12 protein-coding genes and 1 tRNA gene are annotated in these 12,336 nt (G+C 40.2%); 3 read left to right on the forward strand and 10 right to left on the reverse strand.

Annotated features, from left to right (window positions below; translation table 11 throughout):
- Positions 1-97: 97 nt before the first annotated feature.
- Complete coding sequence (locus tag KQ486_RS03515; protein WP_216686813.1) at positions 98-466, reverse strand: hypothetical protein; 369 nt, start codon at positions 464-466, stop codon at positions 98-100.
- A 233-nt stretch (positions 467-699) separates the two neighbouring features.
- On the opposite strand from KQ486_RS03515, the gene KQ486_RS03520 reads away from it, so the two are divergent.
- Positions 700-792, forward strand: a tRNA-Ser gene (locus tag KQ486_RS03520).
- A 341-nt stretch (positions 793-1,133) separates the two neighbouring features.
- Here KQ486_RS03520 and KQ486_RS03525 read toward each other — a convergent pair.
- Together KQ486_RS03525 and KQ486_RS03530 are read right to left on the reverse strand one after the other, a co-directional pair.
- Positions 1,134-1,805, reverse strand: coding sequence for a deoxynucleoside kinase (locus KQ486_RS03525; protein ID WP_144163229.1), 672 nt, complete (start codon positions 1,803-1,805; stop codon positions 1,134-1,136).
- Positions 1,802-2,446, reverse strand: coding sequence for a deoxynucleoside kinase (locus KQ486_RS03530; protein WP_216686814.1), 645 nt, complete (start codon positions 2,444-2,446; stop codon positions 1,802-1,804). The genes KQ486_RS03525 and KQ486_RS03530 overlap by 4 nt, the downstream gene beginning before the upstream one ends.
- Positions 2,447-2,626: 180 nt before the next feature.
- Between KQ486_RS03530 and KQ486_RS03535 the strand changes: the two genes are divergently transcribed.
- The gene (locus KQ486_RS03535; protein WP_144163227.1) at positions 2,627-3,232 is read left to right on the forward strand and encodes a CotY/CotZ family spore coat protein; all 606 of its coding nucleotides are present in this window, start codon (positions 2,627-2,629) and stop codon (positions 3,230-3,232) included.
- A gap of 139 nt (positions 3,233-3,371) precedes the next feature.
- The gene (locus KQ486_RS03540; protein WP_144163226.1) at positions 3,372-4,499 is read left to right on the forward strand and encodes an MBL fold metallo-hydrolase; all 1,128 of its coding nucleotides are present in this window, start codon (positions 3,372-3,374) and stop codon (positions 4,497-4,499) included.
- A 412-nt stretch (positions 4,500-4,911) separates the two neighbouring features.
- Here the strand turns inward: KQ486_RS03540 and KQ486_RS03545 are convergent, their stop codons facing one another.
- The 7 genes from KQ486_RS03545 to KQ486_RS03575 form a co-directional block, all read right to left on the reverse strand.
- Positions 4,912-5,454, reverse strand: coding sequence for an NADPH-dependent FMN reductase (locus KQ486_RS03545; RefSeq protein ID WP_144163225.1), 543 nt, complete (start codon positions 5,452-5,454; stop codon positions 4,912-4,914).
- A gap of 103 nt (positions 5,455-5,557) precedes the next feature.
- Positions 5,558-6,574, reverse strand: a complete 1,017-nt coding sequence (locus tag KQ486_RS03550) for an ABC transporter ATP-binding protein (protein WP_216686815.1) — start codon at positions 6,572-6,574, stop codon at positions 5,558-5,560.
- Between the two features lie 4 nt (positions 6,575-6,578).
- Positions 6,579-7,511 carry a C40 family peptidase gene (locus tag KQ486_RS03555; RefSeq protein ID WP_216686816.1) on the reverse strand — a complete coding sequence of 311 codons (933 nt, stop codon included), beginning with the start codon at positions 7,509-7,511 and terminating at the stop codon, positions 6,579-6,581.
- A gap of 1 nt (position 7,512) precedes the next feature.
- On the reverse strand, positions 7,513-8,616 hold the full coding sequence (locus KQ486_RS03560; protein WP_144163277.1) for a mandelate racemase/muconate lactonizing enzyme family protein: 1,104 nt from the start codon (positions 8,614-8,616) through the stop codon (positions 7,513-7,515).
- Between the two features lie 4 nt (positions 8,617-8,620).
- Positions 8,621-9,565, reverse strand: a complete 945-nt coding sequence (locus tag KQ486_RS03565; protein ID WP_144163222.1) for a S66 peptidase family protein — start codon at positions 9,563-9,565, stop codon at positions 8,621-8,623.
- Positions 9,566-9,643: 78 nt separating this feature from the next.
- The gene (locus KQ486_RS03570) at positions 9,644-11,326 is read right to left on the reverse strand and encodes a peptide ABC transporter substrate-binding protein (RefSeq protein ID WP_274236497.1); all 1,683 of its coding nucleotides are present in this window, start codon (positions 11,324-11,326) and stop codon (positions 9,644-9,646) included.
- The gene (locus KQ486_RS03575; protein WP_216686817.1) at positions 11,323-12,336 is read right to left on the reverse strand and encodes an ABC transporter ATP-binding protein; all 1,014 of its coding nucleotides are present in this window, start codon (positions 12,334-12,336) and stop codon (positions 11,323-11,325) included. The genes KQ486_RS03570 and KQ486_RS03575 overlap by 4 nt, the downstream gene beginning before the upstream one ends.

Consider the following 12,336-nt stretch of genomic DNA (forward strand, 5'->3'; position numbering starts at 1 on the left):
TTAGTTGACCGCAGAAGTCTCCGTATATTTCCTACGCTAAGTTAGATTGTGACTCGTATTTCTGAGTTTATAACTTTGATTTGTCCCAGTCTCTTCTTTAATTAATTTTAAGAATTACTGATTCAATTGATTCAAAACTTTTTATTTTTACAAACGCATCTTGCAGTGAATTGTCTTGTTTTTCATCTGAAAACGTTAAAGTTATCCTACCATCATTTTCTTCTAATTCAACTTTACTATATACCTTTGAATGACCATAAATGTAGTGACGGTTGTTAATTTCATCATTTACTTCATAGGTACGTATCGGTGTTTGGTCTGGTTCATTTAACCATTTTTGAACTTCAGCTTGATCCTCTTTCTCAATGGAATCTAGTCCATACTCATATGAGAATGAAGCTTCGCTATCCGTACAACCCATTAATAAAAAGATAGCTAATAAAGAAATAAGTAACTTGAACTTCATGAGCATCCTCCACAAACTTCTTATTTAACAATTATCCGTTAGTAAAAAAGTTCTTCACAATCTCTTGTTTTAAATTTTAACTTATAAATTTCATTTATTCCATCTTATGTAAACGATATTTTTTCCATCATTGGATAGAAAAAAAGATCTAAATAAACTTTTTATAAAAAAAATCACTAATTCGGTTGCTTAAACTTTTCGCATATGATATATTTTTAAAGTGTCAGCCAAACGGAGGAGTACCCAAGCCTGGCTGAAGGGAGCGGTCTTGAAAACCGCCAGGGGCTTTGCGGCCCGCGGGGGTTCGAATCCCTCCTCCTCCGCCATAATATTACAAGCCAAGCAGGCTAGTCTTTTGAATAAGGACTAGTCTGTTTTTAATTTGTAGGGAGCTTTCAACGGTTGCCCGAATTCCTCGTCATTCAGAAGCTTCAACATTCATTAGCTTTGCTTCAACACTTATTTGGACTTCTTCAACATTCATTAGTTCGTCTTCAACACTTAAATGAGCTTCTTCAACATTAATTGGATCGTCTTCAACATTGATTTAAAAACCTTCAACACTAATTAGCATATCTTCAACATTTAGCATAAAAAAGGCACCGACCGAAGTCAGTGCCTAGTTATTTATATGATTGTTACTCAATTTATGAATTAATAAATGAAGTTATGATCGCATTAATTTTCTCGATGTTTGAATCGATTTGCCGATTCGTTCCAACAATGGTTCGATGGATTGTTCATGATTCAAGAGATCATAATCATTGATGTTCACACGCATTACTGGGCACGTATTAAAATTGTTGATCCAATGTTCGTAACGTTCGTACATCTCTTTCCAATATTCCACAGGTGTTTCTTGTTCCATCTTTCTTCCGCGAGCTTGGATTCGGTCAAGTATATCTTCGAAAGATCCCTCCAAATAAATGAGTAAATCTGGATGTGGAAAGTATGGTGTCATGACCATGGCATCAAAAAGATTTTTATACGTATCGTAATCTGTAGGGGTCATTGTTCCTTTGTCGTAATGCATTTTTGCAAATATGCCTGTATCTTCATAGATGGAGCGATCTTGCACAAAACCGCCACCGTATTCAAAAATTCGTTTTTGCTCTTTAAAACGCTCTGCCAAGAAATAAACTTGTAAATGAAAACTCCAACGCTCAAAGTCTTTATAAAATTGATCCAAATAGGGATTCCCGTCTACTTTTTCGAATGATGTTTTGAAGTCAAGATGATTGGCCAGTGCTGAAGTTAAAGTAGACTTTCCTACGCCAACAGTTCCGGCTACAGTAATGACAGCATTTGACGGAATGCCAAATGTCGTTAGTTGATTCATGAAATAACTTCTCCTTTAAATATATGTTTTTCAACGATTGAGAGAATCTCATCCAGATCTGAGTTGTTCTTAACGAAATCCAATTTGTCGCCATCTAAACGGATAACTGGAATATCTGGGTGGTTCTGTTCAAATTCAATCATAAAATCCTCATAATCTTGTCTGATTTGTTCTAAGTAGGAAGCTTGGATATTTTGTTCGACTTCTCTGCCACGAAGCTGTATGCGTTCGATTAAGGTATCTAAACTAGCCGTTAAGTAAATGAGTACATTTGGTTTTGGATGCCCTTCGGTGAGAATATCATACACTTTGCGGTACTTCTCGTATTGTTCTTCTTTCAATGTACGTTTCGCAAAAATGGTATTTTTAAAAATATGATAATCAGAAACAACCGGTTTTCCAGCATTTAAATAATGCTTTTGAATATCTTCCAATTGTTTATATCGATTACAAAGGAAAAACATCTCTGTTTGGAAGCTCCATTCCTCAATATTCTCGTAAAACTTTTCGAGAAATGGGTTTTCTTCGACGATTTCCCGTAATAAATGATAGTAAAAATGAGAAGCTATTTTATTTGAAAGAGAGGTTTTCCCTACTCCAATCGGTCCTTCAACAGCGATAAAAGGTACTTGCTGATTCATCTAAATCCTCCATTCAACTCATGAAAATTTATTGTCTTATCATCATACCAAAAATCACAATAAAATTGGACGGTTTTCGACAAATAGAGAAAATGATTGATTGTCCTATTTGACTCACCTATACCAAAGGGAAGCTGGTACATAAGGTAGTAGTGAATCAAATAATTAAGAGGTGATTATATGGGTTTTTATGAAGATGAATTAGATCCTTCGTTCAACGAAGGCGATTGTGGAGAATGTGGCGGCCATTGTGGCGATCAGGATTGTGTTTGTAGAACATTAAGACACATCGTGAGAGCTCAAGCGGCTACCAATAATAATGGTGGCGATTGTCAATATGGTTGTAAGCAATCCATTAAGGACCTGCTTTCCCCAACTCAGGATGTTGGAGGGAATGATACGGTTCCATTCGTTCTATACTGTGAAGGAACTTGTGAGCCGTTTATCGGGCAAAGTGTCCTGCAAGCAATGGTAGGAGGAAATCGTGTTTTTCAATGTTTTGAATCACCGATTTTCCGTGTCAATAAAGTAAAAGACAATTGCTGTGCAGAAATTGAATTGTTGCTTCCTGTGACAATGGGAGGTTCTACTCCAGGACCTGGTGGAGATGATGTATGCGATTATTTCCCTGGCAATTCCATTCGAAATCTACAACGTACAGGAATCTGTATCACAGTTGATTTGAAAAAATTCATGGGCATTTCTTGCTTAGAAGGTGTTGCAACATTACCAGTATCTGACTTTCGTTCTAGACTAAGAAGTAGTGCCGCACGTAACGAAGAGTAACAACTAAATTTTATCCTCTTTCAAAGTTAAGGCTGTTCCTTAGGGAGCAGCCTTTTTTTAAAATAGTTTTCATATACATACATATACTCATTTTGTGGAATGAAACAAGTATAGATACTAATGAAGGGTGATAGAAAAAATGAAACGTTTATCCGTAGAAGAGTTGGCTAAAAAGGTATTGAACAAAGAAGCGACGGTGCTACTGGATGTACGTAGTGTGGAAGATTTTCAAGATTGGAAGGTCGAAAGTAATCATTTCCAATACGTGAATCATCCGTTTTCTGCTTGGGATGGGCAGGTCGACCAGATTGCTTCAGATTTGCCAAGTAAAGACCAAGAGATCGTTGTTATTTGTGCACGAGGAAACAGTTCACAGAAAGCGGCTAAAGCTCTAATCGAAGCGGGTTATGAAAATGTTTATTCGGTCGAAGGAGGAATGCGTGCTTGGAGTGAGCATTTAGAGCCTGTGAAGATTGGCAATTTAACAGATGGCGGAGAATTATATCAATTTGTCCGTTTAGGAAAAGGTTGTCTGTCGTATGTCGTCATGAAAGATCAGGAAGCGGTTATCATTGATCCGACACGTATGACAGATAAATTTATAAATTTTACAGATGAGAAAGGTGTAACAATCAAGCATGTCATTGACACACATCTGCATGCCGACCATATATCAGGCGGACATGAATTAGCTAATCAGACGGATTCAACGTATTGGCTACCTCCAGAGGATGCAGATGAAGTGGTATTCTCTTATGAGCCGCTCGAAAATGAAACCGAAATAACCATAGGCGATTCACCAGTTAGCATTCAAGCCGTTTATTCACCAGGTCATACGAAAGGTTCGACCTCTTTACTAATTGATAAACAGTACTTGTTAAGTGGAGATATTTTGTTTATCGAGTCAATCGGGCGCCCTGACTTGGCAGGTAAAGCAGCTGCCTGGGTCAATGATTTAAGAAACACACTATACGAAAAGTACCCTGATTTTTCAGATGATCTGATCGTATTACCCGCCCATTATTCGTCTATTGATGAAATGAACGAGAAGGGAACGGTTGCAGAGAAATTAGGTGTCTTATATGAAAAAAATAAAGGATTACAAGTCGAAGATGCAGAAGAGTTTCAACGAATGGTCACTGAAAACCTTCCGCCGCAACCGAATGATCATGAACGTATCCGACAAGTAAATATGGGGAAAGAAAGCGCTGATCCAGAAGAAAGAAGAGAAATGGAAATTGGTCCGAATCGTTGTGCGGTAAAATGATTGTCATTAGTAAAAGGCTTTGTTAAGGCTCAGTGATGACTTTCTAATGTTGTAACACTGAGTTGTTGAATTGTGAGAAGCGAAGGTGGCGACTCCTGGTCGACTAAAAGCGGTCACGTCCTGTGACCAACGTCGACATTAGACCATCCGGGTCGTCACGGGAATAGCACGAGTCTCGAGACCCCGCAGGCCATGGTTTTGGGCCGAGGAGGCTCGAGCCGTGCCCGCGGTAAAGAAGACACTGCGATTTATCGCAGATGTCGCCCTTATGCCCTTTGGGTAAAAGCGTCCAGCGGTAGCGGATCACAATATCAACAACGGACCTTAACAAACTAATAAAAAAGTAACACCCGTAGTTAATTAAGATGTAATCAACTACGGGTGTTTTTCTGTTCTTTCTAAGAATATAATTTTATTTCCCTTCAACAAATTCAATAAACGACTCTATTCTCTGGTCAAGAAATTCGAGTGTATTTTGATCGGTCACTTCACCTGTATCTTCATCTATTTTTGTTTGAGCCGTTGTAATCGTTACTTCATTTGCTCCTGGCGGAAGTACATTAGCTCTCAATGCACTCAACACTTGTCTTAGTTGAAGTTGTGCACGTAGAGTTCCTGCGGTACTGATCGAAGCACCAAGAATCATCACCTTTTTATCGATGAATACTTTATCGACACGAGAAGCCCAATCCAATGCGTTTTTCAGGACACCGGGAATAGACCAGTTGTATTCAGGTGTAATAATGATCACCGCATCCGCTTCTTTAATATTTTGTTTGAAGGTTTTAACAGCTTCTGGCGGATTGTGCTCATCATCTTGATTGTAAAGTGGAATGTCTTTCAATTCGGCGATGTCTAATGAAATCTTATCCGAATATCTTTGTTGCATAGCCTTAGCTAAGTGCATATTGTACGATTTTTCCCTAAGGCTACCTACGATGGTAAATACGTTCATTACTTATCCTCCTAAAGCGATCTAAGTTGCTGAATTCAATTCACCATCTAGTATAGCATGGATTGACTGCTCTTCCACTTTAACGAGTTTACCTATTCCTTCGTTACTTTGGCACAATCGTTTGATTGAGTTCTTCTGGTGTCATCTCAAAGAATTGCGGATCATATAAATGACACGCTACATAGCGTCCTTCTTCTGCTTCAAGCCATTTTGGTGTTTGTTCTGCACAGACATCACGGGCGAATGGACAACGTGTACGGAAAACGCAGCCAGAAGGTGGATCAATCGGACTTGGCAATTCACCTTTCAAAATGACACGAGATCGTTGTTCTTCGATTTTCGGGTCGGGGATCGGAACAGCAGATAACAAGGCTTGTGTGTATGGATGAAGCGGCTTTTCATAAAGGCGCTCACTATCTGTCAATTCAACGATATGTCCCAGATACATCACAGCTATTCGATCTGAAATATGTCGCACCATGGATAGGTCATGGGCAATAAATAAGAATGTTAATCCTTTTTCTTCTTGTAGACGTTCCAATAAATTGATGATTTGCGCTTGTACGGAAACATCGAGTGCTGAAATTGGTTCATCACAGATAATAAATTCAGGTTCTAATGCTAATGCACGTGCAATGCCAATTCGTTGTCGTTGCCCGCCACTGAATTCATGGGGATAACGAGTAGCATGATCACGGTTTAATCCTACTTCTTCCAGTAATTCGTAAATACGATCATGTCTTTCTTTTTTATTTTTGTACAAACCATGGACTTCCATTGGTTCAGCAATGATTTCTTTGACAGTAGACCGCGGATTTAATGATGCATAAGGATCTTGAAAAATCATTTGCATCTTTCGAAAGTAGTGTAAACGATTTTTCTCAGCGATTTTATGAACATCTTCGCCATCATAAAGAACTTCACCATCTGTTTTTGGGTAAAGGGTGAGTAACGTTCTCCCAGCTGTTGATTTACCGCACCCTGATTCTCCAACGAGACCAAATGTTTCTCCTTTGTAGACTTCAAATGAAATCCCGTCCACTGCTTTTAAGGTTTGTCCACCGCCTACCCCAAAGTGTTTTTTTAGATCTTTTACTTCCAAAATTGGTCGATAGCTCATTTACTTATTCCCCCGGTGTTTTATGATATCTTCGTGCGATACGGAATTCTTTCTCGTATTTCGTTCCTTTTAATGGAATGATTTCGATTCCTTTACCGGTCATTGGTGCATGAATCATTTTATCGTCTCCGTAATAGATGCCGACATGGGTGATTTTTTCTGGTGTTTCTTCTTTGGCGAAAAATAGCAAGTCGCCGATTCCAAGTTGATCTTTTGGAACTTCGACACCTTCTTTTGCTTGGTCACTTGCGTCTCGTGGAATTTCATATCCATGTGCTTTGTGCATATTGTAACTAAAACCGGAACAATCATAACCGAAGGCACTCATGCCACCCCAAAAGTATGAAAGGGATAAAAATTGCTTGCCAGTTTCAACAATTTCCTTTCCGCTACCTTGGTCAAGATCGTGAATGGATGAAGTGATCAGTACGTCCTTTTTATATAACCAAGCTTCTCCGGAAGGGGTTTGAACTTTCACTTTTAAATCTTCGTGTTCAATGATCGGCAAGTAGGTCATGAAGCTTAATTCAAAAATAGGTTCGTCTTTATGATCGATTAAATTCGCTTGTTTTTTGGTGACGACAGCAACTTCTTCTCGGTTCCATAATTCACGCTTAACTTCTTTGAGTTGTATAGTTGGGACCCATCCCGGATAGCCGCGTTCATCTTTTCCGGAAGGCTGTCTGACAGCTATGACTTTGGACCAATCACCGTCAGTTTCCTCTATAATGACTTCTTCACCATACAGTAATTGCGATTGCACAAGATTGTCATCGCAAAGACCTTTTCGCAATTCAAAATTCAATGCATTGTACCAATCTTCTAATAAAACCGGATTGGTTATACCAGGCCGATCAATTTCTCTCGGAGAAGAAGGGCTTGTCCAAATGGTTGCTACTGGAACATCGACTACCCAGGTTGTTTGTTGTTCGTTCATGTTATCGTTCCTCCCTTTCACTGGACTGCTGATGTATCGAGTGAATCCCTAATCCAGGGTGTGCTGATAAATAGATATGGTTTCGGTCATAGGTTACGCCACCATTGATTAAGTCATCATTAAGCATTAGTGGTGCATCAAAATCAAAGCGTGTGATATTCGGTTGACTTGCTGCGAAATGTGCGGCGGCTGAAATGCCGAGCTTGGTCTCAATCATGCTACCGACCATACACGGAACACCGTATGCTTCAGCGAGTCGGTTGATTTTAAGTGCTTCGTGGATGCCTCCTGCTTTCATTAGCTTAATGTTAATCAGATCAGCACCTCTCATCTCCAATACTCGTCTGGCATCAATGGATGTAAAGACGGCTTCATCTGCCATGATCGGTGTTTCTGTATGTTCAGTCACTTGTTTTAGCCCTTCTAAATCATGGTATTTGACGGGTTGTTCGACAAGTTCAATGTTTAAATTTAAATCTTCCATTTTACGAATCGCAAAAATGGCTTCTTTTACCGACCAACCTTGGTTTGCATCAAGCCGGATTGTCGGTTGATCACCGACATTATCCCGGATGGCTTTTATTCTCTCAATATCCTTGGCGATTTCATCTTTTCCTACTTTAATTTTTAATAGATTAAAACCGTCCTTAATATATTGCTGTGCATCGTCGGCCATTTCACGAGGTTCATTGACACTGACCGTATAATCCGTTTCCAGTCTGTCGCGATAACCACCAAGTAGTTTATATAGCGGTAAACCTGTCTGCTGGGCAAAACAATCGTATAAGGCGATGTCTAAAGCAGCCTTCGCACTCGTATTGCGGATCATTGCTTGCTGTATAATTTGCATGATTTCTTCTAATTGATCAATCGACTTTCCAATTAAAAGTGGTTGATAGATTTGGTTGATGGCATAATCGATACTGTGAAGCGAATCACCGGTGATGACATGGGTTGGTGGTGCTTCGCCGTACCCGATGATGCCGTTGTCGAGCGTCACTTTTACATAAACGGATTCAGCAACAGTAACTGTCCGCAATGCTGTTTTGAATGGTTTTTTTAATGGTATTTTTATATGGTGTGTTTCTATATTTTGAACCCGCATTGGTTTATAGCCTACTTTCTGAGTCATTCGATGAGCCAGTAACACCTGGTTGAATGGTTAATGTTTTCGATTCAGTTGATAATCGTGCACGAGTTCCAAGCGGTATAGCGAAATGAGGTTGACAATGACCGATCTGGAACCCTTTCATGACTGGTTTTCCCAGCTGACGAAAATAATCATCAAGAACGGTCTCTAATGATAAAGATGGATTTCTGGTTGGTACTGCGTTATTAAAATCACCAACGATGATTCCAGCCGCTTCTTCTAATTTTCCAGCATGCATTAATTGGGCAAGATAGCCATCAATCCGGTAAGGTTCTTCGTCAACGTCTTCAATTAACAGTAACTTCCCTTTTGTGTCCAACTCATATTGACCACCGAGACTACTTGCAATTAACGTTAAATTACCACCAACAATTTCGCCTTCAGCCTTCCCCTCTGCAATCACTTCTAAAGGTGCAATGGATTCATCATAAACAAGAAAAGTCGGTTCGAATAATTGGTTGAATTGCTTTTTGGACAATGGATGGAAATCTTCCTTACCGACATCTGACGCTAGCATCGGTCCATGGAATGTAACGAGCCCCGTTTCTTGGCGTATAGCTGTGTGCAAGTAAGTCAGGTCGCTATAGCCCCAAAAGATTTTCGGATTCTTTTTAATCAACTCGTAATCTAGCCGGTGGGCAATACGGGCTGTTCCATAACCTCCACCTGCAAAAATAATTCCCTTAATGGAATCATCTGCAAACATGTCATGCAAGTCTTCTAATCTTTCATCATCCGTTCCGGCTAAATAGCCATGAACGTTTTTAAGATGTTTTCCTTCTTGAATAGATAATCCAAAGCTTTCAATAAATGCTATTGATTTTTTATAGTTTTCGATATTTGGCGGGCTAGCCGGGGCGATCACCCCAACCGTGTCCCCATGTTTTAAAGGTTTAGGTAGCATGATATCGTGACTCCTTCGGTGAAATAATGAAATCAAAGAGGAGTGTTCGATTACTCCCCTTTGATTCACTTGAATCCATTACTCTTTCGAAGCCCACTTCAATTCCAAATAACCTACAGGATGTCGTACGACACCGGAAACTTCAGGTTTTTGTAGTCCGACTTGATTGTAGAAGTGAATTGGGAAAAGTGGTAATTCATCAAATAAAACTTGTTCAGCTTCATAAAGGTATTCATAACGTTTCTCTTCATCCGCTTCATTTTTCGCATTGGCGATCAACTCATCATATTTTTCGTTCGACCAACCTGTACGGTTCATTGAAGAATCCGTTACAAAGCTTTCCAAGAAGTTAACCGGATCGGCATAATCTGCTAGAAATGAACTACGAGAGAACTGTAAACTCAAACTTTTCTGGTCTTCTAAAAATACGTTCCACTCGGTATTCTCTAATGTCACATCGACGTCTAATTCTTCACTGTAAACCTCAGCCATATATTCAGCGATCGCTCGGTGGGCATCGTCTGTATTATAAGAAAGAACAACTTCCGGTAATTCGTCGTACCCCTCTTCCTCCATACCTTCTTTTAGAAGCTGGCGTGCCTCTTCAGGATCATGCGTTAATAGGTCGCCGCTCTCTTCACGGAAGTCATTACCGTTAGCATCGGTAAATCCTGGAGAAACAAATCCTTTTGCAGGTACTTCTTTATTTTTGGTAATGTATTGAACGATATCTTCTTGGTTGATTACTTTAGCGAACGCTTTCCGGATCTTCTCATTTTGGAAAGGTTCCATTTCTACGTTAAAACGGTAGAAGTAAGTTCCCGCCTGATCTACGAAGAATGCGTCTTCATTATCCAATAGCTGTTCAGCCAAGTCAGATGGAATGGCAGCAGTGTCTAACTCACCACTTTCATACATTTGATATTCTGTATTTTCTTCATTGACCATCGCCCAGTGAACTTCTTCTAGGTCGACGTTCTCTGCATCCCAATATTCAGGGTTCTTTTTAAACGTAAAATGACTCTCATGCTCCCATTCAGATAAAGTGAATGGCCCGTTACTAACAAAGGAATCGGCTTCAGCATGCCAATCTGGATTTTCTTCGGCAACGGCTTTATTGACTGGGAAGAAAGCAGGATTTGAAACTAAATCAAGGAAAAACCCAGTCGGTGCATTCAATGTTACTTTTAATGTTTTTTCATCTTCGGCGACCAAGCCAAGGTCTTCGGCACTTCCTTCGCCATTGTTAAAAGCTTCAGCACCTTCAATGAAGTAGCCAAGGAAAGCAGCTGGAGAAGCTTCATCTGGATCTAATAAACGGGTCCACGCAAAAACGAAATCTTCCGCAGTTACCGGATCACCATTCGACCAATTGGCATCTTCACGCAATGTGAAGGTATATTCCAATCCATCATCTGAGATATTCCAATCTTCAGCAATCCCAGCAGCTGGTTGATGCGATTCATCTAAACGCGTCAACCCTTCCATTAAGTTGTTTAGCGCGTTCCAAGAAACCGCATTAAATCCTTGTGGTGGATCAAAGGATGTCGGTTCGCTTCCGTTATTTAGACGGAGAACCTTGCCGCTACTTTCACTCGATGATTCCTCATCCGATTCTGCTTCTTCTTGATCTGTTGACGATTCTTCTGTGTTTGAATCCTCGGAACCCGAATCCCCCTCTGAACTTTCATCATTACCAGTAGTACAAGCGACTAGAAATGTAAACATCAGAATGAATAATAATACCAACCATTTTTTCACGTTGTTTCCTCCTTTTTATTCGTTAAATTGGGTGTATGAACTCTCTCATCATATAGCCAGCAATCTGCATAATGCGTTTCACTAGGCTCGTGACGGAGAGGGTATACCTTTTCACATACAAACATGGCATGTGGACATCTGGCGGTAAATGGACATCCAACCGGTGGAGAGAACAAATCTGGTGGTGTGCCGTCAATCGGTTCCAGTCTTTCTCCTTTTTGGTCCAGCCGTGGTATCGAATTCAGTAGTCCTTGTGTATAGGGGTGTTTAGGTTGATAGAAAACTTCATATTTTGTTCCTGATTCAACAATTTTCCCGGCGTACATGACGGCAATGCGGTCGGCAGCCTTCGCGACAACGCCTAAGTCGTGTGTAATCAAAATAATCGCGACATTCGTTTCTTCTTGGATGGTTTCAAACAACTCTAAAATTTGCGCTTGAATGGTGACGTCAAGTGCTGTCGTTGGTTCATCGGCAATCAAGAGATCAGGTTCACAAATTAAAGCGATTGCAATCACAATCCGCTGGCGCATCCCCCCACTGAATTGGTGAGGGTATTGCTTGAGTCGCTCTTTCGGATTCGGAATTCCTACCAAGTCGAGCATTTCCAAAGCTTTTTGCTCAGCTTCTTTTCGAGATACCTTTTTATGTTGTCTCAAGCCTTCTGTCAATTGGTTACCGATGGTTAACGTCGGGTTTAACGCTGTCATAGGATCTTGGAAAATCATCGAAATATCTACACCGCGTATTTTACGCATGTTTTTATCGCTTTCTTTCGCTAAATCATTCCCTTTAAAGATGATTTCACCGTTCGCTATTTTACCGGCTGGTGAGGGGATTAAGCGCATAATGCTATTTGCTGTCACACTCTTTCCACAACCGGATTCACCGACAATTGCCAGTGTTTCACCTTCATGAAGATCGAAATCAACGCCGCGGACAGCTTTGATTTCTCCACCATACGTTGAAAACGTGACATGAAGGTCGTTCACTTCTAGAATTTTTTTCAT

Source organism: Allobacillus halotolerans (assembly GCF_018967645.1).
Classification (GTDB): Bacteria; Bacillota; Bacilli; order Bacillales; family Alkalibacillaceae; genus Allobacillus; species Allobacillus halotolerans.